Source organism: Thauera sp. ZXT1-4 (assembly GCF_052598215.2).
This window is the reverse complement of the sequence record NZ_JBQWSN020000007.1, coordinates 50,977-73,431: the sequence shown is the minus strand read 5'-3', so window position 1 is coordinate 73,431 and position 22,455 is coordinate 50,977. Positions and strand designations below refer to the sequence as shown.

Sequence of the window (22,455 nt, the reverse complement as noted above, 5' to 3'; positions counted from 1 at the left end):
GAGCGGTCAGGCACGGTGCATCACCTCGACGAATACGCGCTCGAGATCCGGCTCGCCAAGTTGCATCTCGGTGAGGCCGGCCTGGGCCTCACGCAGGCGGGCCAGCAACGCCTCGACATCGGCAAAACTGTCGAAACCGAACTCGACCCAGCCACCTTCACCCGAAACACCACCGAGCACGACTGCCCGCTCCGGATGGTCGAGCCGCACGCGCAGGCTATGGGTCGCGAAGCGGCGCAACAGGTTCTCGGTGGTATCGAGCGCCACGACCTTTCCGGCCTTGAGCATGGCGATGCGTCCGCACAAGGTTTCTGCCTCTTCCAGATAGTGGGTCGTGAGCACGATGGTATGGCCGTCCCGGTTGAGCTTGCGTATGAACTGCCAGAGCCCCTGGCGGAGTTCGACATCCACCCCCGCAGTGGGCTCGTCGAGCACGATCACCGGCGGCCGATGCACCAGCGCCTGCGCCACCAGTACGCGCCGCTTCATCCCGCCCGAGAGCATCCGCATGTTGGCATTGGCCTTGTGCGTGAGATCCAGGCTGGCGAGGATCTCGTCGATCCAGGCGTCGTTATGGCGTATGCCGAAGTATCCGGACTGAATGCGAAGCAGCTCACGCACCGAAAAGAAGGGATCGAACACCAACTCCTGCGGCACCACGCCAAGCTTGCGGCGGGCGTTGCGATAGTCGGCGACGACGTCGTGTCCCATGATAGCGAGCGTGCCGGCGTCGGCCCGAACCAGTCCGGACAGCGCCGAGATGAGCGTCGTCTTGCCTGCGCCGTTGGGGCCAAGCAGTCCGAAGAACTCCCCCTGTGAAATCTCGAGGTCAACCCCGCCCAGCGCCTGCAGCGAACCATAACGCTTGCTGACGCCCTGGATGCTGATCGCAGGCAGCGTCATTCAGCCGGTTCCAGCGGCAGCAGCGTGTCGATGTCGTAGAGCGCGGCAAGGCTCACCATGCCCGCAGGCAGGCCGCGCACGGTGAGGCGGTTGCCGGCGGCACGCGCGCAGCGCATCCAGTCGAGCAGCAGCGCCAGCGCAGCCGAATCAGCCGCCTCGACGGCCTTGAAATCGACCACGAGACTGCCTGCACGCGCCAGCCGCCGCCCCTGCTCGAGCACCTCGGGCGCCGAAGCCATGGTCAGGTCGCCCTCGGGGGCGAACACGGTGACGGGAGCAGGCACGCTCATGCGCTCGGACCGCCTGCTTCATGCTGCAGCCCGTGCTGATCGGCAAGGCTGCGGTTGCGCTCCTCCAGCGACCGGATCAGTCCATCGATGCCACCCCGGCTGATCTCCTGACCGAAGCTGCTGCGATAATTGGTCACCAGGCTCACGCCCGCGACGATGACGTCGAACACCTTCCAGCCCTGCTCGCTCTTCTCGAGCATGTAGTCGATACCAACCGGCTGCGCGCCGGCCTGAATGACTTCAGTGCGGACCTGCACGCGTGTATCCGCCGATCCGAAACGCGAGGGGCGAAACTCGATGCGCTGATCTCGGTACTGGGTCAGCGCATTGGAGTAGGTGCGCACCAGCAGGGTACGGAAGGCATCGACGAGCCTTGTCTGCTGCTCGGGCGAAGCCTGACGCCAGTCACGGCCGACGGCCAGCATCGTCATGCGGCGAAAGTCGAAATGCGGCAGGACCTTGGCGTCGACGAGCTCGATGACACGCTTGGTGTCACCCGACTGAATGGCCTTGTCGGCACGCACGATCTCGAGCACCTCGTTGGTGACATCGCGGACCAGCACGTCCGGCGCCCTGGCGTCCGTGCTTGCGGAAGCGGGCAGGGTGCCGACCAGGGTCAGGCAGAGCAGGGGCAGGAACAGGCGATTGAGGATTCTTTTCATGGTCTTGGTTCAGTTTCAGCGGTTTGACGATGCACGCCCGGCGCTGGGTGCCCATTGCCCGGCATCGACGAGTTCGAGACGCTCCACCGCAGCGCTCGCGGCAGCATCCACCCCTGCCCCCGGCTGTACGGCGGGCTGTTCGTCGAAATCTTCGTACACGCGCTCCTGCTGGCCGTCGTTGATCTTGTAACGACGTTGTTCAAGATAGAAGTCGCGCACGAAAGCGTAGCGGTCGAGTGCGGCCTCTTCCAGGGTGCGATCGGCCCCCAGCAACATCGAGCGGGTATGCACGATACGCGTTGCGGTGACGGTGTTACGCGTGGGCACATGGTCGATACCGAAGGGCGTGTTGCCCATCATGTCCGCGGGCAGCGCCACCGCGTCGCGCACCGTGCGCGGACCGAAGAAGGGCAGGACGATGTAGGCGCCTTCACCCACGCCCCAGCGGCCAAGCGTCTGGCCGAGATCCTCGTCGTGCTTGGCCAGCCCGGCTTCGCTCGCGATGTCGAGCAGACCGAGCAACCCCCACGTGGAGTTGAGCGCGAAGCGCATCAGGTCGCTCATGCCCTCGGCGACCTTTCCCTGGAGCAAGTTGTTGAGCGCAATCCACGGGTCGGCGAGGTTGCTGAAGACGTTCCCCACGCCGGTGCGTGCCGGCTGTGGCAGGACTGCCTCATACACCTGGGCGACGGGCTTCACGACGGCCTTGTCCAGTTGCTCGTTGAAGCTGAACATCGCGCGGTTGTAGCCCTCGAGCGGGTCGCTCGGGTTGCCGGTGCTGGCACAGCCCGCCGCCAGCGTTGCCGAAAGCACGACCACGACGACCCCCTTGCGGGAAGAGCGGAAAACGTTTCGCATTGTTGTTTTCTCCGGAAATCCAGTGCGCCCCTTACTGCGCCGGCGCATCCGCGGCACGGTCGAACATGAACTGCCCGATGAGCTTCTCGAGCACCACGGCAGACTGCGTGATCAACACGCGGTCGCCGCCCTGCAGCATCTCGATGTCGGCGCCGGCCTCCAGTCCCACGTACTGCTCTCCGAGCAGGCCCGAGGTCAGGATGGAGGCCGTCGTGTCGGCAGGAAACGCGTAGCGCCTGTCGATCTCGAGTTCGACCACCGCGCGGTAGATCTCCGCATCGAAGCGGATGCTGGCGACACGACCGACGAGCACCCCCGAGCTCTTGACGGGCGCGCGCACCTTCAGCCCGCCGATGTTGTCGAAGGGCGCTTCCACACGGTACGTCTCGCTACCGTTCAGCCCAGAGAAATTGCCGACCTTCATCGCCAGAAACACGAGCGCGGCGAAACCGATCGCAACAAAAATGCCGACCCACAGGTCGAGCGCGGTACGACTCATCATCAACCCCGGAACATGAAAGAGGTAAGCACGAAATCCAGCGCCAGGATGGCCAGCGCGGACGTGACGACAGTGCGGGTGATCGCGCGCGACACGCCTTCGGCAGTCGGATGGCAATCGTAGCCTTCGAACACCGCGATCAGCGACACCACCGTACCGAAGACCGCAGACTTGATCACACCGTTCATCACGTCGTACTCGAATTCTACGGCCGCCTGCATCTGCGACCAGAACGCGCCGTCGTCGACGCCGATGACCACCACCGTGATCAACCAGCCACCGAAGATACCCATGGCGGAGAATAGCGCCGCCAGCAGCGGCATCGACAGCACGCCCCCCCAGAAGCGCGGCGCGACCACGCGCGCGATCGGATTCACCGCCATCATGTCCATCGCCTTCAGCTGCTCGGTGGTCTTCATCAGTCCGATTTCGGCGGTGATGGCCGAACCCGCACGACTGGCGAAGAGCAGCGCGGCGATCACCGGCCCGAGCTCGCGCAGCAGCGACAGCGCCACCATCACCCCGACTGCATCGGCCGAACCATAGCGCTGCAGGATGTCGTAGCCCTGCAGACCGAGCACCAGGCCGACAAACAGGCCGGACACCACGATGATCAGCAGGGACAGCACGCCGCTGAAGTAGAGCTCACGGATGGTGAGATGGATGCGGCGCAACGACTGCCCGGAGTGCATCAGCACGGCAATCAGGAAGCGGGTAGCAAAGCCCAGCCGCCAGACGCCGTCGATGGTCAGCGCGCCGATGCGCCGCAGTGCGGCTGTAATGGCGTTCATGCGCCCTCCCCGCCGAGCAGGCTGTCGATCGGCTCCGCCGGATAATGGAAGGGCACCGGTCCGTCTGCCTCGGCATTGACGAACTGATGCACGAAGGGATCGGTGGAGGCGCGGATCTCGTCCGGCGTCCCCTTGGCCACGATACGTCCATCCGAGACGAAATAGATGTAGTCGACGATCTCGAGGGACTCGTGCACGTCATGCGTGACCATCACCGAGCTCGCGCCGAGCGCGTCGTTGAGCTTGCGGATGAGCTGGCCGATGATGCCGAGCGAGATCGGATCGAGGCCGGCGAAAGGCTCGTCGTACAGGATCAGCATGGGGTCGAGCGCCACTGCGCGCGCCAGCGCCACGCGCCGTGCCATGCCGCCGGAGAGCTCGCTCGGCTGCAGTCGCGCCGCGCCGCGCAGGCCAACCGCCTGCAGCTTCATCAGCACCAGATCCTCGACCATGTCTGCCGGCAGGCTCGTATGTTCTCGCAGCGGAAAGGCGACGTTGTCGAACACGCTCATGTCGGTGAACAGCGCACCGAACTGAAACAGCATGCCCATGCGCCGGCGCAGCGCATAGAGCGCACTGCCCGACAGGTGCGCCACATTGCGCCCTTCGACCTCGACCGTACCTGCAGTAGCGCGCAACTGACCGCCGATGAGTCGCAGCAAGGTGGTCTTGCCGCAACCACTGCCACCCATGATCGCGACGACCTGACCGCGATGCACGCTCAGATCGATGCCGCGCAGGACCTCGCGCGCGCCATAGGCGAAGCGCACGTCGCGCAAAGTGACCAGCGGGGAAGATTGTCCGGTAGGTGCCGACACGGTAGGAGAGAGGCAGAAAAATCGGCAAGTATATCAGAGCGATGCATCACAGGCCGGCAGTTGCTGCAACGCAACAGCACGCAGACATCACATCGGCGCCTCGCAGCCGACGCAAGATTATGCCAAAAGCCTGTTCACATCCACGCATAATGTCCTTAGCATTAATGCATGCCGAATGAGAATGCTCGCCAAAGCCTGAGCCTCGCCCTCCTGACCGCCCTGGCGCTCGCAACGGGCTGTGCGCCCCTCCAGCCAGCCCGCGATCCGATTGGCCATCTCTCCGCAACAGACACGCGTGCGCCCGCGCCGCCGCCCCAGGAGCCGACCAGTCCACCACACGCCGCGGAGGCAGGCCCGGGCGCGCCCCCGCTGCACGCTGCACCTGCCCTGCCAACCCCTGCAACATCCGCCTCATGGACAGCGGACAGGCTCACCTATTCCCTGGACGTGCAGGACATGCCGGTGACGCAGTTGCTCCTCGCCCTCGCACGCGACACTGCACTCGACCTCGATCTGCACCCCGGCATCGAAGGCAGCGTCACCCTGCAAGCACGCAATCGGCCGCTGCACGAACTGCTGGCGCGCATCGCAACGCAGGCGGACATCCGCTACCGGCTCGACGGCCGTCACCTCATCGTCCGCCCCGACCTGCCGGTGCTGCGCAGCTACACCGTGGACTACGTAAACATGAGCCGCGACATGCGCGGCACGGTCGCCACCAGCACCCAGATCGCCACCAGCAGCGGCAGCCAGAGCCGCGGCACGGAACACGGCAACACCTCGGTCACGCAGATCGAGACACGCGCGGCGAACGACTTCTGGGGCGCACTCGAGGGCAGCCTCGCCCTGCTCCTGGGCGGTCCGGCTCACGCCTGTGGAAGTACAGCCGAACCCTGCCGCCATCCTGACCTCACGGTCAACCGCGAGGCCGGCCTCCTCATGATCCGTGCCACCGCGCGCCAGCACGAGCAGCTTCATGCCTTCCTGACGGGCATCCAGGACGCCGCGCGCCGCCAGGTCATGATCGAGGCCACCATCGTGGAGGTCACCCTCGCGGACGGTTATCGCCAGGGCATCGACTGGACCCGCATCGGCATCCCGGGATGGAGCGTACGACCGCGCGGCAGCGGCGACGCACTGCCGGGCCAGCCCACGGTGAGCTATCTTTCCGCGCGCAGCGACGTGCGCCTCGAACTGCTGGAAACCTTCGGCACCGTGAAGGTGCTCTCCAGCCCACGCCTGTCGGTGCTCAACAACCAGACCGCCATGCTCAAGGTCGTCGAAGAGGTCGTGTACTTCCTCGTAGACAGCACCACCACCGAGTACGACGACCGCAAGCAGGCACGCATCACCGCCACCACCACGCCGCAATCGGTTTCGGTGGGGATGGTGATGTCGGTCACGCCGCAGATCAGCGCCGGGGGCGAGATCACGCTCAACGTGCGCCCGACCATCTCCGGCATTTCCGGCTTCAAGGACGATCCCAACCCGTCGCTCGGCAACATCCCCAACCGCGTCCCGCAGATCCGCACCCGCGAGATCGAATCCATGCTGCGCCTCCGCAGCGGCGAGATCGCGGTGCTCGGCGGCCTGATGGAAGACCGCATCGATCACGACACCGGTCGCATACCGCTGCTCGGCGACCTGCCGCTGATCGGCGAGATCTTCACCCGGCGCGACAACAACGTGCGCCGAACCGAACTGCTGATCTTCCTGCGCCCGGTCCTGATCGACGACCCCGGGCTCGAGGGCGGCTACGCGCCCTGGGCTGCGCAGCTACCCGACGCAGGCTTCCTCACCAACACCCCTTCCCCGGGGGAGCGCAACTTTCCGCACATGCCGCTGCGACCACTGCTCGCGCCGGCTAGCGCAAGCGCCACCGAAAGCCCTCTGACCCCGCCATGAACACGCCGCCCCCGCTAGGCCAGAGACTGCTCCGCGCCGGATTGCTCGGCTCCGACCAGCTACGTATCGCCCTGCACGAACAGTCCGTGCTTCAGCGCCCACTCGGGCATGTTCTCGTGGAGCTTGGCTTCGTGAGCGAGCGAGCGCTGCGCGAATCCATTGCGAACAGCAATGGCATGCGTGAGGTCGACCTGGACACCACGCTGCCCGACCCGGCCGCCATCCGTCGCATCCCGGACACGCTGGCACGCCGTCACCGCCTGCTTCCCTTGCGCTACGACCCGACCGGTCCTGCGCTAACGGTCGCCATGGCCGAAGCGCACGACATCGTGGCGCTCGATCGCCTGCGGGCGGAGCTCGGCCCCGACGCACACATCGAGGTCCGCCTCGCGGGGGATGCCGAGCTCGGGCGCGCAATCGCCCAGCACTATGGTGCAAGCGCCTCGATCGAAGACCTGGTGCAGGCGCTGGAGCGCCGACACGCCCGCGACGAAACCCACGGCCACGACCCGCAGCTGGTCGTGCGACTGGTCGACGCCCTGCTCGCCGAGGCGGTGTCCTGCGGCGCCTCCGACCTGCATTTCGAGCCGGAGGCAGGCTTCCTGCGCATCCGTCACCGCATCGACGGCATCCTGCACCAGACGCGCGCCCTGCACCGCGTGTGCTGGCCCGAGCTCGCGGTGCGGCTCAAGGTGCTCGCCGGCATGGACATCGCCGAATCACGTGCCCCGCAGGACGGCCGCATCAGCCTTGCGATCGGCGGACGACCGATCGACTTCCGTGCCGCCACGCAGCCCACCCTGCATGGCGAAAATCTGGTCCTGCGCATCCTCGATCGCGACAAGGGCATCGTGCCACTCGCAGCACTGGCGCTCGGTGACGGCCAAGCACGCGCACTACAGCGCATCCTCGCGCGCCCCGAGGGGCTGATCCTCGTCGTCGGCCCCACGGGCAGCGGCAAGACCACCACGCTGTACTCGATGCTCCAGCATCTGAGCTCCGAAGCGGTCAACATCATGACCCTCGAGGACCCGGTCGAATACCCGCTGTCGATGATCCGCCAGACGCAGGTAGGCGAAGCCTCGCGCCTCGGTTTCGCCGATGGCGTTCGTGCCCTCCTTCGCCAGGACCCGGACATCCTCCTGGTGGGGGAAATCCGCGACGCGGACACCGCGACCATGGCGCTGCGCGCCGCCCTCACCGGCCACCGGGTGTTCGCCACACTCCACGCAAACTCCGTGCTCGGAGCGATCCCGCGCCTGCTCGAGCTCGGCCTGAACACGGAACTGCTCGCCGAGAATCTCGCCGGCATCGTCTCGCAGCGACTGGTGCGCAGACTGTGTCCGGCCTGCAAGGCGTCCGGACCCGCAGATCCGGCACCCTGGCAAGGCACCCTTGCGCCCCTTCCTCCTGGCACGGTGGTGCATCGGGCCCGGGGCTGCCCCGCCTGCGACTTCCGCGGCTACCGCGGCCGCTTCGCGATCATGGAGATCCTGCCTTTCGACACCGAGCTCCATGACATGCTCGCGCGCAGCAGCGGAATCATCGAGTTGCACCGAGCGGTGCGCCGCATGGGCCTACCGACGCTCGCCGATGATGGCCTGCGCCGCGTCATCGACGGAAGCACCAGCCTGGAAGAACTCGGTCGTGTCGTGAACCTCGAGAACCTGCGCAGTCGCGCCTCCGGGCACACCGCATGAGCAGGTTCCGCTACCGCGCCCTCGATGCGGACGGCCGCCGCAAACGCGGCACCCTGGAGGCCTCCGGCATCGACGAGCTCGAGCGTGCGCTGCGCGCGCAGGCGTTGCTCCTCATCAGCGCGCGCGAAACCCGGCAGCACTGGTTCCCCGCGCGACGCATCCCGCGCCGCGAGTTGATCCCCTTCCTCTTCCAACTCGAGCACCTGCTCGGCGCGGGCATTCCGCCGCACGAGAGCCTCGCCACCCTGCACGAGAGCAGCACGGGCACGCGCCTGCGCGAAACAGCCTCCGCGCTGCTCGCCGCCGTGGAGCGGGGACGGCCGCTTTCGGATGCTGCGGCGTCTCGCCCCGAGGCCTTCTCGCCGGTCGCGACCAGCCTGCTGCGTGCCGGCGAGCAAGCCGGCCGGCTGCCGATGGCGATTCACGACATCGGCACCGTGCTTGCACAGGAGGAGGCGATCGCCGCGCACGCCCGCCGTATCGCGATCTACCCCGCCATCGTCGCCAGCATCCTGCTGGTCGCGGCGGTGGTCGCACTCACCCACGTCGTGCCCGAGCTCGAAAAGCTGCTGCGCAGCACCGGACAGGCACTCCCCCTGCCGACGCGCATGCTGCTCAGCCTGTCGCAGGCGGTGCGTGACTGGGGACTGGCACTCGCGCTGGGTTCGGCACTGCTCGTAGCTGCAACCGTCGCTGCGCTGGCCCGCTTCAAGGCCCTGCGCACCCGAATGCACGCCCTGCAGCTACGCCTGCCGCTGCTCGGTCCGATCCTGCACAAGCTCGCCCTCGCACGCTTCGCCTCGCTGTTCGGCGCCCTCTACAGCGCCGGAATCAGCATCGTCGAAGCACTGCGCACAAGCGAGGCAGCCTGCGCAAACCTCTCTCTTCGAGCCAGCCTGCGCTCCGCGCGGCAAGGTATCGAGCAAGGGCAACCCATCTCCAGCGCCTTCGAAACGGCAGGTGACTTTCCCCCGCTCGTGGTGCGCATGCTCCGCCTAGGCGAACAAACGGGGGCAATCGACCAGACCCTGGACAGGATCGCCACGCTCTACAGCCACGAGGCCGGCGATGCGATTGCCCGCCTGCAGGCGGCCATCGAGCCTGCGCTCACGGTACTGATGGGTGGTCTGCTGCTGTGGATCGCAAGCGCAGTGCTCGACCCGATTCATGCACTCATCACCCGTCTCCCGCTCTGACCCCATGCTCCGCAAACCGCTCCTGCTCCTGATCGACCCGCACGGACTGGAAGTGTGGCAGCACACCGACGGCCTGCTGCAAGCGCGCGCCGGCTTCGACGCCCACGGGCACGAGGCCTTCTCGAACTGGCTCGCAGGGCTGCAGCAGCGGCCTTCCTGCCGCGTGCTGGTCAACCTGCCGGACGAAGACTATGAATACGAGGATCTGCCGCGCACCCGTGGTCGTGACCGCCGCGCCCTGATCGCGCGCCGCTGCGCCGCATGGTTTCCGCACACGCCTTTCGTCCATGCCTGGGCCGCCGGCCCCGCGCCAAACCTGCGCAGCGGTGCGGAACGCTTCGTTTTCGCCGGTCTCGAGCGCCCCGCACCGCTCCAGGCGTGGCTTGCAGTGCTGCAGCGCAGCCAGGTCCGGGTCAGCCACCTGATCCCGGCTGCCAGTCTCGTTCCAACGCTACCCTCACTCCATCCCCATCGCAGCAACAAGCCCGATACCGGCACGGCCCCCGACGCCAGTGCGGCCCTGGTTGCAGGCTTCACCCGTAGCGGGCTGCGTCTGAGTCTGATACGTGGCCAGAAGCTGCTCTTCTCTCGGCTGATCCCCCACTGCACCGTGCAGTTCACGCCCGGGAGTCCGTCATGGGAGGAAGAGATCGAGCGCACCTGTGCCTACCTCCAGGCGCAACCGCTGCTGGCGGCCGACACGCCCCTGCGCGTGCATCTTCTCGCCGCGCCGGCCACACTCGCACGGCAGGCCGCGCCCGAAGGGCACTCGGGTACCACGGGACCGCGCTGGGTCCTCGCCCCCGCGCCACCCGGTCGTCAAGTCGCGGTGGCGCCCCCTCAACCCTCGCCGCCGCACGCCGACAGCGGCCGCGCAGCACTGGAAGACTTCGACACGCTGCTTCTCACCGCGCTCATCCGGGTGCGAGCCGCGGAGGGCTGGCCAGCCCGCAGCACCGGCGGAGCGACGGCCCCGCTCAGGCTCTCACGCACCCGGCTGGCCGTCGGCGGGCTTTTTGCGGCCGCAAGCATCGCGGGCGGAGCCTGGTTCGCGCACGGAACCGCCGCACCGACTCCCGTGATTGAACCTGCCTCCCTGGCCACCCTGCCGCCCGACCTCCCCGCCCACGGTGACGAAGCCGCCATTTCCGAGCCTGCCGCACATCCCGAAGCGCCACCGCAGCCCAAGGAAGCGATCGAGTCGCCACCAACGACCGCCCCTCCGCAGCGGGTCCCAAGAACGATCGAGGGCATCATCCATCATCACGGCGGGCGCACCCGGATCTGGGCGGATGACCGCCTGCTCGAAGCCGACAGCGCCGGGCTGCGCACCCTCAGTCCGACCATGCTGTCACCGCTCGAGCAACCACGGATCCGGCTGCGCGTGGGCGACACGTGGCCACTCCCGCCGCCACCGCCCGAAGATCGTCCCGGGGAGCCCCCCCTCCACGAGGGTGGAGCCCAATGAAACCGCGACGTCAGGGAGGCCAGGTCCTCCTCGCCCTCCTGCTTCTCGGGCTGGTGCTGGGCACCGGCAGCCTGCTCGCGAGCGGTGCCCTGCGCGCACGCGCCGAGGCTCAGGCGCATGCCCGATCCATCGCCGCGCTCGCCGAAGCGCGCAGCGCCCTGATCGGCTACGCGATCAGCTATGCCGAGCGCCACCCCGACACAGGGTATGGATTCCTGCCCTGTCCGGACAGGGACAACGACGGCTCCACCGATCTCGGCGCCTGTGGCGCGCGAGGCCACTTCACCCTCGGACGCCTGCCCTGGCGCACACTCGGCCTGCCCGAACTCCGCGACGGATGGGGCGAATGCCTGTGGTACGCGGTCGCGGGCAGCATCAAGCACAACCCCAAGCCGCTCAGTCTGAATTGGGACAGCCCCGGGCAGTTCGAACCACAGGGCGCAAACCGGGAGCCCCTGCGCCTGCAGACCGCCGACGGGCGTGCAGTCGCCGTGCTCTTCGCCCCCGGTCCGGCGCGCCGAGGACAGGCTCGCGCCGGACGCCGCCCAGGCACGTGCAGCGGCACCGACGCCTCCGATCTGCCCCAGTACCTGGACCACCCGTACCCACTTGGCGGCGCAACGCCATTCACGGTCATGCAGGGGGGAGAACCCGCAGACGCGGCGGGAGACTCGAACGACCTCCTGGCGTGGATCGGTGTCGACGAGATCTTCGCAGCCTGGCGGCGGCGCAGCGATCACACGGCCTACCTCGACAGCCTCCTCACCCGCGCTGCCAGCGCGCTGACCGCACGGCTCGCTCGCGCTGACCGGGACACCTGGCTCGATGCGCACGCAACACGCATCGGCATGCTCCACGCCGCACCGCTGCCCCCCGCCGCCGCACTGGGACTTCCCGCTCCCGAGCGCGGCGAGATCGATCAATGGCGCGACCAGATGCACTTCGCCGCCTGCCCGGCGGGCGACACCTGCATCACCGTCACGCGCACTCACGGTACCGAACCCTGCAGCGCTGTCCTCGGATTCGCGGGCGAACGCGTGCCCAGCGGACCCGCCGCCCAGCGGCGCAGCACCGCAACGCAACGGGCCGATCCTGCGCAGTACTTCGAGGGCGTCAACGCACCCGGCTTCGCGCAGGGCATTCCCGCGTTCGAGGGCGTGGCGACCGTCCCCCACCGCCGCGACAATCACCCCGGCACAGACGACGTCATCCTGTGCCTGCCATGAATCTCCGCATGCCTGGCCTGCAGGCATCCCCCGGCCCAATGCAAGAGCTTCGTACGCCCAGCGTCACCAGCGCCCGCGCGCGCGGCTTCACCCTGGTCGAAGTGGCCATGGTACTGGTGATCCTCACCCTGCTCGGCGGTAGCCTGCTCATGCCCCTGAGAGTCCGTATCGAAGCACGCGAGCGCACGGCCACGCTGACGCAGTTGCGCGAGATCGATCATGCGCTGACCGGCTTCGCGATCATTCATGGCCGTCTGCCCTGCCCCAGTACCGAAGCCGACCCGGCGAGCCCGCAATACGGCATCGAGGATCCACCCCCCTGCCGTCACGGCATCGCCGGGCGGCTGCCGTGGCGCTCGCTGGCACTGTCGGCGACGGACGCCTGGGGCCGCCCCCGCACGCATGTAGGCGATAGCTGGGCAGGGTACTGGCACTATCGCGTCGACCCAGCATTCGCGAGCGGCCCCATCCGCGCCGACACGGTTCCTGCGGCAAACCTGCAGATCCATGCCCACGACGGCAGCCGCATCACCACACTCGATTCGCAGGCGATCGCCCTGGTGCACTCGACCGGGCCGAACCGGCGCGCCGACGGGCGCAATGCGAGCTTCTCGCCTGGCGCCCCGTCCTATCAGGCCGGTGAACCGGCCCCCGACTTCGACGACCAGCTGGTGTGGATCGGTCGCCCGCTGCTGATCGCACGCCTCGCCCAAGCCGGTCGTCTTTGAGCCGCCGCCCCATGACCCACTCGCAGAGGAGACACCCATCATGCGCACCCAACATGGCTTCACCCTGGTCGAACTTTCCATCGTGCTCCTCGTCATCGGCCTGCTGCTGGGTGGCGTACTGAAAGGACAGGCCTTGATCGACAGCGCGCGGGTGAAGAATCTCGCCCAGGATCTGCGCACCGTCCCCGCGCTGGCCCATGCCTACCAGGACACATACCGCGCCCTGCCGGGAGACGACCCCGGCGCCGTGCTCCACCTGTGCGGCAGCACACCGGCGTGCACCCGCGCCGGCAATGGCAACGGCTCCGTGGATGGGGACTGGGACGCAAGCACCGATCTGGAATCCGTGCGCTTCTGGCAGCACCTGCGCCTGGCCGGAATCACCACCGGCAGCACCGATCTCTCATCCCCGGGGTATCTGCCGCGCAACGCACTCGGCGGGCGCCTGGGCGTGCAGCGCGGCGGCATACTCGGACTGCCCGGCACCCTAGCAGTGTGCTCCGGCGCAATTCCCGGCTCCATGGCACGCGCACTCGACATTGCACTCGACGACGGCGAGCCCAGCACGGGATCGCTTCGCACCGGGACGCAGGGTACGAGCGGGATCATCCCGGTCTCCAGCGCGAACCCCCTCGTCGATGCAAGCCTGTACACCGTGTGCGCAAGCCTCTGAGCCCAGCTCTCCATCCCTGGGGAGCGGGAGCAAGACAGGGGCGCCGAGCAGCCCGGCAGACAAGGCCCGGTGTCTGCCATACCGGGCTGCCGTCTCTCACCGTTGCCGTCTCTGTTAGCGTCTGGGGGCAGCAACGGGGGTTTGGTATACAATCTTGCCGACCCTCACCGTGCCTGCCGCCGGGACTCCGCGTCCGGCAACGCATTTGACCACGCCTTGCAGCGAACCTGATCGCATCCACTCCATGGACCCAATTCCCGCTTCCAGCGAAAGTCGCGCGGTCGCAATGGCACGCCGCGTGCTGCGCATCGAGGCCGAGGCCGTGGCCGCCCTCGCCGAACGCATCGGCGTCGAATTCGAACGCGCGGTGGACATCATCCTCAAGCGCCACGGGCGCGTGATCGTCACCGGCATCGGCAAATCAGGCCACATCGCACGCAAAATCGCGGCCACGCTCGCCAGCACCGGCACGCCGGCCTACTTCGTGCACGCGGCCGAAGCGGCGCACGGCGATCTCGGCATGATCACCGCACAGGATGTCGTCATTGCGCTGTCGAACTCGGGGTCTAGCGAGGAAGTGCTCACCATCGTGCCGCTGGTCAAGCGCCAGGGCGCGCGCCTGATCGCGATGACCGGAAAGGCCGATTCGCCGCTCGCGCGCGAGGCCGACGCGCACCTCGAGGCCGCCGTGGCGGAAGAGGCCTGCCCGCTCAACCTCGCTCCTACCGCGAGCACCACCGCTGCGCTGGCGCTTGGCGACGCGCTGGCCGTGGCGCTGCTCGATGCACGTGGCTTCGCAGCTGAGGATTTTGCACGTTCGCACCCGGGCGGAGCACTCGGGCGACGTCTGCTCACCCACGTCTCAGACGTGATGCGCCCGGCCAGCGCGGTGCCACAGGTCGGTGCCGATGTGCCACTCGCTCAGGCCCTGCTGGCAATGACCGCAGGCGGCATGGGGATGACTGCAATCGTCGGCCCCCAGGGGCGTCCCGAAGGCATCTTCACCGACGGCGATCTGCGCCGCGCACTGGAGAAGGGCATCGACGTGCGCAGCGCAAACCTTGCGGACGTGATGACACGCAATCCACGCAGCATCGGCCCTGCCGCGCTTGCAGTCGAGGCCGCCGAACTCATGGAACGCCACCGCATCAGCCAGCTGCTGGTGCTCGACCCGCACGGAGGGCTCGCAGGCGCGCTTACGACGCACGACCTGATGCAGGCCAAGGTCATCTGAATCATGCTCGTCGACGCCTGGCGCCTTTATCCCGTCATTGCACTCGCGGCGCTCGCGGGCGGCTCGATCTGGCTCGAGCGCGCCACCCGCACGGACGAACCGGTCGTCTGGGCCGAGCAGACCGGTCCGGACTTCGCCGCCGAATTCACCCGCGTGACCAGCTTCGGCGACGACGGCCGCCAGCGCTACGAACTCGTCGCCGATCGGCTCGAACACTTCCCTGCCGACGACACCACCCGCCTCCACCTGCCACGCCTGCATATGCTGGGCGAGGACAGCGAAACCTTCGTCACCGCCAACAGCGCAAACGTTTCGCCCGGCGGGGATCAGGTCGACCTCACGGGCGAGGTGCGCGTACGTCGTCCAGCCACCAACGACGCTCCGCCGCTCACGCTAGAATCCGAAACCCTCACCGTGTGGCCCGACGCGCACCGCGCCCTGACGCACTCACCCGTGCTGCTCACGCGCGGCGACGGGCGAACCACCGCACAAGGCATGCACGCCGACGACCTGTTCGGCACGCTCGAACTCATCGGCGAGGTCAGGACTCATTTGCCGCGCCGCCGCCAAGGATCGCCATCATGAAGCACTGGATCATCACTGCTGCCTGCGCACTGTTCGCAGGTCTTGCGCCCCCCGTCTTCGCCGAAAAGGCCGACCGCGAGCAGCCGGTCAACATCGAGGCGGACAACCTGACGGTAGATGACCGCAACAAGGTCCATGTCTTCGAAGGAAACGTCATCCTTACCCAGGGTTCGCTCGAGATCCGGGGCGACCGGCTAGTCGTCACCCAGGATGCGGCCGGCTTCCAGAATGGCGTGGCGACCGCCAGCAAGGGGCTCGCCACCTTCCGCCAGCGCCGGGAGGGCACGAGCGACTACGTGGAAGGCGAGGCCGAGCGCATCGAATACGACAGCCGCAGCGAGAAGGCGAAGCTGTTCAACCGCGCCAAGGTCACCAGCGGCGGCGACCAGGTCACCGGCCACTACATCGAATACGACGCCATCACCGAGAACTATCTCGCCACCAATGCCCCCGGCAGCAAGCCCGGCACCGCACCAGCCCGCGTGCGTGCCGTGATCCAGCCGAAATCCGACGGCGCGCAGTGAGCGCTGCCACCCCTGTTGAACGTAAGGAGACCCCATGAGCTTCGAGATGATCATTGCCGAGAAGCGCGGCCGCGTTGGCCTCATCACCCTCAACCGCCCGAAGGCGCTGAACGCCCTCAACGACCAGGTTGTCGACGAGATCGGCGCCGCGCTGGATGACTTCGAAGCGGACGAGAACATCGGCGCGATCGTCATCACCGGGTCGGAGAAGGCCTTCGCAGCCGGCGCCGACATCGGCGCGATGGCGAGTTTCTCGTACATGGACGCCTACAAGGGCGACTACATCACCCGCAACTGGGAACGCGTAAAGACCTGCCGCAAGCCGGTCATCGCCGCGGTCGCAGGCTTCGCGCTCGGCGGCGGCTGCGAACTGGCGATGATGTGCGACATCATCATCGCGGCCGACAGCGCGAAGTTCGGTCAGCCCGAGATCAAGCTCGGCATCCTGCCCGGCGCTGGCGGCACCCAGCGCCTGCCCCGCGCAGTGGGCAAGGCAAAGGCCATGGACATGTGCCTGACCGCGCGCTTCATGGACGCCTCCGAGGCCGAGCGTGCCGGGCTGGTTTCCCGCGTGGTCCCGGCCGACAAACTGCTCGACGAAGCGCTCGGCGCAGCCGAAACCATCGCAGGCTACTCGTTGCCGGTGATCATGATGATCAAGGAATCCGTGAATCGCGCCTTCGAGAGCAGCCTCAACGAAGGCCTGCTGTTCGAGCGCCGCGTGTTCCACTCCGCCTTCGCGCTCAACGACCAGAAGGAAGGCATGGCCGCCTTTGTAGAGAAGCGCAAGCCGGACTTCCGCCACGACTGATTTCCGCCCCCTGCCGCAACACCAGCGCCCCGCGACGCCCGCCCGGGCAGCGTCCGCGGGGCGTCTGGCCGTAGGGCGCACGGACCGCCCCGCGCGGATGTTGCGGTGCGGTCACAATGTCGAAGCACCAGATCTCCAGAATCGGGACAAGCTTGTCGATGCAGCGCAGCAGCAAGGTCTAAAACTAGCTCCGGAAACGCGCAGGCGATTGGGTTTCATAATCAATCTGCCATTGTGCGATGCACAAAAACGCGCTTGACACACTCCCCGGGGTCCGTATAATCCGACCCATGCTGCAACGCACCATCGCGGCATGAGCAAGCGATGCGGATGCAAACACCCATACTCAAGGAGATTCACATGAGCAACTACGTCACCCCCGAGCAGTTCGTCGCCGCCAACAAGACCAGCATCGAAACCATGCTGACCCTGGCCAACACCGCCTTCGCCACCGTCGAGCGCCTGGCTGCCCTGAACCTGAACACCGCCCGTTCGCTGCTGGAAGACGGCGTGGCCAACACCAAGGCCCTGCTGGCTGCCAAGGACGTGCAGGAGCTGACCAACCTCCAGATCTCGCTGGCCCAGCCGGTCGTCGAGAAGGCCGTCGCCTACACCCGTAGCGTGTACGAAATCACCTCGCAGACCCAGGAAGAAGTCTCCAAGGTCTTCGAAGGCCAGATGGCCGAAGTGAACAAGGGCGTCGCCACCGCACTCGACAAGGCTGCCAAGTCGGCACCCGCCGGTTCGGACGTTGCCGTCGCCGCCGTCAAGTCGGCCATCGCCGCCGCCAACAGCGCCTACGACAGCATGAGCAAGGCCGCCAAGCAGGTCGCCGAGATCGCTGAAGCCAACGTGGCTGCCGCGACCAACGCCACCGTCAAGGCCGTGAGCACCACCGCCAAGACGGCCGCCCCCAAGAAGGCTGCCTAAGCCTCTTCGGTACCGCTGAACAGAAAGGCCCCGCATTGCGGGGCCTTTCTGCGTCCACGTACGCTGGAACGTGGCCGCGTGAGAACTGAATCCGGCGGACATCGAAAGGCGGCGGAAACACCGCCCCCTCCAGCACTCCGGCCGCCGCAACCTGGTCCGATTACCGCTCTGCAGCTGCTGCCTCAGACGTCCTGCGCGCTCTTTCGCTCGGCGCCGCCCGCATCTTCTTCGGGCGTACCTGCCGGACTGGCTGCCACCTCGGCGTTCCCATAGTGGTGCGGAAACAGCCGATGCATCTCGGCCTCGATCCAGGCCTCGGCCCGCTCGCTGACGTCACCCGCCTTTGTGCCTTTGGTGTCGATCGCAGGACCGATGCTGACGATGATCTCCCCCGGGCGCTTGATGAAGGCATTGCGCTGCCAGAACTCACCCGCATTGTGCGCCACCGGCACCACCGGAACCCCCGCACGCTTGGCCAGGATCGCACCGCCCGGCTTGTAGCGCCGGGTCGTCCCGGGCGCAACCCGGGTCCCCTCCGGAAAAACCACCACCCACAGACCTTCCTTGAGGCGCTCGCGCCCCTGCTCGACCACCTGCGCGAGCGCATCCTTGCCCGCGGAGCGGTCGATCGCGATGCCCGGGATCATGGCGAGCGCCCAGCCGAAGAAGGGGACGCGCAGCAGTTCGCGCTTGAGCACGTAGCACAGCGGCGGAAAGATCACCTGCAAGGCGATCGTCTCCCACGCCGACTGATGCTTGGACAGCACCACGGCCGGCCCCGCAGGGATGTTCTCACGACCGAGCACGCGGTAGCGAATGCCGAGCACGTGGCGGATCACCCACATCATGATCGGCACCCAGCTGGTGATCAGCCGGTGGCGCGTCATCGGCGGCAGCCAGAAGAACAAGGTCGGGAAGACCACATAAGGCACCGTGACGACGGCGAGCGCGATGGCGAAGAGGATGGAGCGGATCAGATGCACTTCAGTACTCGAAGGGTTCAGGATGTCAGTTCGGCCGCAAGAGTGGCCAGGTCGGGGAACACCTCGGTGCCGGGCGGCAGTTCCGGGTTCTCGCGCGTCTTCTCGCCCTTGCCGGTGAGCACCAGATAGGGCTTTGCGCCCACCGCTACCGCAGCCTGCAGGTCGCGCAGGCTGTCCCCCACGACCGGCACGCCAGTCAATTCCACGTTGAAGCGTGCGCCGATCTGCTCCAGCATGCCAGGCTTCGGCTTGCGGCAGTCGCAGGTGGAGTCGGCCGGATGCGGGCAGAAGAAGATCGCATCGAGACGACCGCCGACCTGCGCGAGACTCTTGACCATCTTCTCGTTGATCGCGTTGAGCGTATCCATGCCGAACAGCCCGCGCCCGACGCCCGACTGGTTCGACGCCACCACCACCCGCCAGCCCCACTGGTTCAGGCGAGCGATCGCTTCCAGCGCGCCAGGGATCGGCTTCCACTCATCCGGCGACTTGATGAACTGATCGGAATCGAGGTTGATGACCCCGTCGCGATCTAGAATGATGAGCTTCATCGTCTTGCTCCTTGCGTCGCAGCGACCCCCACGCCCCATGCGGCCGCGGGGTAATCAGGCCGACAGGCGCGAGATGTCCGCCACCTGGTTCATCAGGCCGGCAAGCTGCGCCAGCAGCGCGAAGCGGTTCTGGCGCGTCAACGGCTCTTCGGCCATCACCATGACGTCCTCGAAGAACTGGTCCACCGCCGCGCGCAGCCCAGCGAGCGCACACAGCGCGTCGGTGTAGTCCTCGTTGGCGACGTGCGAGCGCACCAGCGGCGCGACCTCGACCACCTGGCGGAAGAGCGCCTTCTCGGCTTCCTCCTGCAGCAGCGCGAAGTCCGGCTCGCCCGGCGTGCCCTCGGCCTTCTTCAGGATGTTGACGATGCGCTTGTTGGCGGCGGCCAGGGCCTCGGCCTCGGGCAACGCGCGGAAGGCTTCCACCGCGGCGAGCTTGGCCGGCACCAGATCGATGCGCGCGGGCTTCAGCGCCAGCACGGCGTCGATCACGGCGCCGTCGCGGCCCGTCTCGCGGAGCAGGTTCTTCAAGCGCTCGAACATGAAGTCCTGAAGCTGTGCGGAGAAGTCTTCGGTGGTCAGCAGGCCGGGCTTGAAACCGCCTGCAGCGGTGTCGATGAGCTTCGGCAGCTCGAGCGGAAGCGGCGCCTCGATGAGGATGCGCAGCACGCCGAGCGCGGCGCGGCGCAGCGCGAACGGATCCTTGTCACCGGTCGGCACCATGCCGATGCCGAAGAAGCCGACCAGAGCGTCGAGCTTGTCGGCCAGCGCCACGGCGGCGGCGACGTTGCCCGCGGGCAGCGCGTCGCCGGCGAAGCGCGGCTGGTAGTGGGCCTGGATGGCATCGGCGACGACCTGCCCTTCGCCGTCGGCGAGCGCGTAGTAGCGGCCCATGATGCCCTGCAGCTCGGGGAACTCGCCCACCATGTCGGTGACGAGGTCGGCCTTGGCCAGACGCGCGGCGCGCTTCGCCGCGGCGACGTCGCCATGCAGTTGGGCGGCGATCGCGCCTGCCAGCGCCTCGACGCGCTCGACGCGCTCGAGCTGGCTGCCGAGCTTGTTGTGGTAGACCACCGGCGCCAGGCGCGGCAGGCGCGCCTCGAGCGTCTGCTTCTTGTCCTGCTCGAAGAAGAAGCGCGCGTCCGACAGGCGCGGGCGGACCACGCGGGCGTTGCCGGCGACGATGTTGCTCGGATCGGCCACCCGCATGTTGGAGACGATCAGGAAGCGGTTGAGCAGCTTGCCGGCACCATCGAAAAGCGGGAAGTACTTCTGGTTGGCGCGCATGGTCAGGATCAGGCATTCCTGCGGCACGGCGAGGAACTCGGCCTCGAACTCGCCCACGTACACCGTCGGGTGCTCGACCAGCGCGGCGACCTCATCGAGCAGGTCGGCGTATTCGTTGAGCAGCGCGCCCTGCTTCGCTGCTTCGGCGAGCAGCTGGCGCTCGATGTCGGCGCGGCGCTCGGCGAAGCTGGGGATGACCTTGCCCTCGGCGAGCAGCGTGGGCTCGTAGGCGTCCGCAGTCGCAATGTCGATGTCGCCGCGGCTCATGAAGCGGTGGCCGCGCGTCGTGCGGCCCGAGTCCAGGTCGAGCACGCGGCCCGGCACCACGTCAGCACCGTGCAGCAGGGTGAGCTTGTGCACCGGACGCACGAAGGTGGCATCGCCGTCGCCCCAGCGCATGACCTTGGGGATGGGCAGTGCCTTGATCGCGTCCTGCACGATGCCCGCGAGGACGTCGGCGAGCTTCGCACCCGGCACCATGGCGGTGTGGAACAGCGCCTCGGCCTTGCCGTCCATACGACGTTCGAAGCCGACGAAGGCGTCGGCGGCAATGCCCTTCGCTTCCATCTTCTTCAGCAGCGCCGAGGTCGGCTTGCCCTCGGCGTCGAGCGCCACGGACACCGGCATCAGCTTCTCGGTGACTTCCTTGGCTGCGGCTTCGGAGGCCACCTGCGCCACCGTCACCGCCAGCCGGCGCGGGCTGGCGAAAGTGCGAAAAGCCGCGTCAGTGGGCGCCAGCCCCCTGGCCTTGAGGCCCTCGGCGATCTTCGTGGCGAAAGTCTCGCCCAGGCGCGGCAGGGCCTTGGGCGGCAGTTCTTCGGTGAGCAGTTCAACGAGCAGGGTCGCGCTGGTCATCACGCGGCCTCCTTGGTGGTGTTCAGCATCGGGAAGCCGAGGGCTTCGCGGGATTCGAAATAAGCCTGGGCGACGGCGCGCGACAGGTTGCGGATGCGGCCGATGTAGGCGGCACGCTCGGTCACCGAGATGGCGCCGCGGGCGTCGAGCAGATTGAAGGTGTGCGCGGCCTTCAGCACCATCTCGTAGGCCGGCAGCGGCAGGCCGACCTCCATCACGCGCTTGGCCTCGGACTCGTAGTTGGCGAACAGCGAGAACAGGAAGTCGACGTTGCTGTGCTCGAAGTTGTAGGTCGATTGCTCGACCTCGTTCTGGTGATAGACATCGCCGTAGGTGACCGCGCGCCCGTCGGGGCCAACCGACCACACCAGGTCATAGACGTTTTCCACGCCCTGCAGGTACATCGCCAGGCGCTCGATGCCGTAGGTGATCTCGCCCAGCACCGGCTTGCAGTCGAGACCGCCGACCTGCTGGAAATAAGTGAACTGGGTGACCTCCATACCGTCCAGCCACACTTCCCAGCCCAGGCCCCAGGCGCCTAGGGTGGGATTCTCCCAGTCGTCCTCGACGAAGCGGATGTCGTGCACCATCGGGTCGATGCCGAGCGCACGCAGGCTGTCGAGGTAGAGTTCCTGGATGTTCAGCGGCGAGGGCTTGAGCACCACCTGGAACTGGTAGTAGTGCTGCAGGCGGTTGGGGTTCTCGCCGTAGCGGCCGTCCTTGGGGCGGCGCGAGGGCTGCACGTAGGCGGCGTTCCAGGGCTCGGGGCCGATCGCACGCAGGAAGGTGTGGGTGTGGCTGGTGCCGGCGCCCACCTCGAGGTCGTAGGGCTGCAGCAGTACGCAGCCGCGCTCGCCCCAGAAGTGCTGGAGTGTGAGGATGACTTGCTGGAAGGTCGGTTTCACGAGTCTGGATTCGGTGGTCATGGTCTCGGGCAGCCTCCGGGCTGCGCAGCGCACGCAAAGGCGATGATTTTAA

The 22,455-nt window shown here is 67.3% G+C and carries 23 protein-coding genes; 12 read left to right on the top strand and 11 right to left on the bottom strand.

The genetic code is table 11. The features are described 5' to 3' along the window. Positions 1-6 precede the first annotated feature (6 nt). From ACUH78_RS07810 to ACUH78_RS07780, 7 genes are read right to left on the bottom strand one after another with little or no spacing between them, the layout of a single operon-like run. Entirely contained in the window at positions 7-903 is an 897-nt protein-coding gene (locus ACUH78_RS07810) for an ABC transporter ATP-binding protein (protein ID WP_418365179.1), read from the bottom strand. After that, complete coding sequence (locus ACUH78_RS07805) at positions 900-1,193, bottom strand: STAS domain-containing protein (protein WP_445333166.1); 294 nt, start codon at positions 1,191-1,193, stop codon at positions 900-902. Before ACUH78_RS07805 ends, ACUH78_RS07810 begins: the two co-directional genes overlap by 4 nt. After that, a complete protein-coding gene (locus ACUH78_RS07800; protein WP_418365181.1) occupies positions 1,190-1,855 on the bottom strand; it encodes an MlaC/ttg2D family ABC transporter substrate-binding protein in 666 nt (221 codons plus the stop codon). Before ACUH78_RS07800 ends, ACUH78_RS07805 begins: the two co-directional genes overlap by 4 nt. A 15-nt stretch (positions 1,856-1,870) precedes the next feature. Further along, a complete protein-coding gene (locus ACUH78_RS07795) occupies positions 1,871-2,713 on the bottom strand; it encodes an MlaA family lipoprotein (protein WP_445333167.1) in 843 nt (280 codons plus the stop codon). Positions 2,714-2,744: 31 nt separating this feature from the next. After that, a complete protein-coding gene (mlaD, locus tag ACUH78_RS07790) occupies positions 2,745-3,212 on the bottom strand; it encodes an outer membrane lipid asymmetry maintenance protein MlaD (protein ID WP_418365238.1) in 468 nt (155 codons plus the stop codon). 2 nt (positions 3,213-3,214) lie between these two features. After that, positions 3,215-4,003, bottom strand: coding sequence for a lipid asymmetry maintenance ABC transporter permease subunit MlaE (gene mlaE / locus ACUH78_RS07785; RefSeq protein ID WP_418365183.1), 789 nt, complete (start codon positions 4,001-4,003; stop codon positions 3,215-3,217). Beyond that, complete coding sequence (locus tag ACUH78_RS07780) at positions 4,000-4,821, bottom strand: ABC transporter ATP-binding protein (protein WP_418365184.1); 822 nt, start codon at positions 4,819-4,821, stop codon at positions 4,000-4,002. Before ACUH78_RS07780 ends, mlaE begins: the two co-directional genes overlap by 4 nt. Before the next feature lie 456 nt (positions 4,822-5,277). Between ACUH78_RS07780 and ACUH78_RS07775 the strand changes: the two genes are divergently transcribed. The 12 genes from ACUH78_RS07775 (at position 5,278) to ACUH78_RS07720 (ending at position 17,801) form a co-directional block, all read left to right on the top strand. Beyond that, positions 5,278-6,726: a secretin GspD/PilQ domain-containing protein gene (locus ACUH78_RS07775; protein ID WP_418365239.1), complete on the top strand. Its 1,449-nt coding sequence runs from the start codon at positions 5,278-5,280 to the stop codon at positions 6,724-6,726. Continuing rightward, the gene (locus ACUH78_RS07770) at positions 6,723-8,426 is read left to right on the top strand and encodes a GspE/PulE family protein (RefSeq protein ID WP_445333168.1); all 1,704 of its coding nucleotides are present in this window, start codon (positions 6,723-6,725) and stop codon (positions 8,424-8,426) included. Before ACUH78_RS07775 ends, ACUH78_RS07770 begins: the two co-directional genes overlap by 4 nt. Further along, the gene (locus tag ACUH78_RS07765) at positions 8,423-9,622 is read left to right on the top strand and encodes a type II secretion system F family protein (protein WP_418365186.1); all 1,200 of its coding nucleotides are present in this window, start codon (positions 8,423-8,425) and stop codon (positions 9,620-9,622) included. Before ACUH78_RS07770 ends, ACUH78_RS07765 begins: the two co-directional genes overlap by 4 nt. A 4-nt stretch (positions 9,623-9,626) precedes the next feature. Next, positions 9,627-11,090: a hypothetical protein gene (locus ACUH78_RS07760; protein WP_445333169.1), complete on the top strand. Its 1,464-nt coding sequence runs from the start codon at positions 9,627-9,629 to the stop codon at positions 11,088-11,090. Further along, the gene (locus ACUH78_RS07755) at positions 11,087-12,316 is read left to right on the top strand and encodes a hypothetical protein (protein ID WP_445333170.1); all 1,230 of its coding nucleotides are present in this window, start codon (positions 11,087-11,089) and stop codon (positions 12,314-12,316) included. The genes ACUH78_RS07760 and ACUH78_RS07755 overlap by 4 nt, the downstream gene beginning before the upstream one ends. A 38-nt stretch (positions 12,317-12,354) precedes the next feature. Then, on the top strand, positions 12,355-13,044 hold the full coding sequence (locus ACUH78_RS07750) for a type II secretion system protein (protein WP_445333171.1): 690 nt from the start codon (positions 12,355-12,357) through the stop codon (positions 13,042-13,044). Between the two features lie 40 nt (positions 13,045-13,084). Continuing rightward, positions 13,085-13,717 carry a prepilin-type N-terminal cleavage/methylation domain-containing protein gene (locus ACUH78_RS07745; RefSeq protein ID WP_418365190.1) on the top strand — a complete coding sequence of 211 codons (633 nt, stop codon included), beginning with the start codon at positions 13,085-13,087 and terminating at the stop codon, positions 13,715-13,717. A gap of 244 nt (positions 13,718-13,961) precedes the next feature. After that, positions 13,962-14,951 carry a KpsF/GutQ family sugar-phosphate isomerase gene (locus ACUH78_RS07740; protein WP_418365191.1) on the top strand — a complete coding sequence of 330 codons (990 nt, stop codon included), beginning with the start codon at positions 13,962-13,964 and terminating at the stop codon, positions 14,949-14,951. A gap of 3 nt (positions 14,952-14,954) precedes the next feature. Further along, positions 14,955-15,536: an LPS export ABC transporter periplasmic protein LptC gene (gene lptC, locus ACUH78_RS07735; RefSeq protein WP_435750520.1), complete on the top strand. Its 582-nt coding sequence runs from the start codon at positions 14,955-14,957 to the stop codon at positions 15,534-15,536. Next, positions 15,533-16,060 (top strand): lipopolysaccharide transport periplasmic protein LptA, encoded by a 528-nt coding sequence (lptA, locus tag ACUH78_RS07730; RefSeq protein ID WP_418365193.1) that lies wholly within the window; start codon positions 15,533-15,535, stop codon positions 16,058-16,060. The genes lptC and lptA overlap by 4 nt, the downstream gene beginning before the upstream one ends. Positions 16,061-16,094: 34 nt before the next feature. After that, on the top strand, positions 16,095-16,871 hold the full coding sequence (locus tag ACUH78_RS07725) for an enoyl-CoA hydratase (RefSeq protein WP_418365194.1): 777 nt from the start codon (positions 16,095-16,097) through the stop codon (positions 16,869-16,871). 360 nt (positions 16,872-17,231) lie between these two features. Continuing rightward, positions 17,232-17,801, top strand: coding sequence for a phasin family protein (locus ACUH78_RS07720; RefSeq protein ID WP_418365195.1), 570 nt, complete (start codon positions 17,232-17,234; stop codon positions 17,799-17,801). A 182-nt stretch (positions 17,802-17,983) separates the two neighbouring features. On the opposite strand, the gene ACUH78_RS07715 is transcribed toward ACUH78_RS07720, so the two are convergent. The 4 genes from ACUH78_RS07715 to glyQ are packed head-to-tail and all read right to left on the bottom strand — an operon-like array spanning position 17,984 to position 22,403. After that, the gene (locus tag ACUH78_RS07715) at positions 17,984-18,784 is read right to left on the bottom strand and encodes a lysophospholipid acyltransferase family protein (RefSeq protein WP_445333172.1); all 801 of its coding nucleotides are present in this window, start codon (positions 18,782-18,784) and stop codon (positions 17,984-17,986) included. 17 nt (positions 18,785-18,801) lie between these two features. Further along, the gene (gene gmhB, locus ACUH78_RS07710) at positions 18,802-19,335 is read right to left on the bottom strand and encodes a D-glycero-beta-D-manno-heptose 1,7-bisphosphate 7-phosphatase (protein ID WP_418365197.1); all 534 of its coding nucleotides are present in this window, start codon (positions 19,333-19,335) and stop codon (positions 18,802-18,804) included. A gap of 54 nt (positions 19,336-19,389) precedes the next feature. Next, entirely contained in the window at positions 19,390-21,477 is a 2,088-nt protein-coding gene (gene glyS / locus ACUH78_RS07705) for a glycine--tRNA ligase subunit beta (protein WP_445333173.1), read from the bottom strand. Further along, the gene (gene glyQ, locus ACUH78_RS07700; RefSeq protein ID WP_418365199.1) at positions 21,477-22,403 is read right to left on the bottom strand and encodes a glycine--tRNA ligase subunit alpha; all 927 of its coding nucleotides are present in this window, start codon (positions 22,401-22,403) and stop codon (positions 21,477-21,479) included. The genes glyS and glyQ overlap by 1 nt, the downstream gene beginning before the upstream one ends. Positions 22,404-22,455 lie beyond the last annotated feature (52 nt).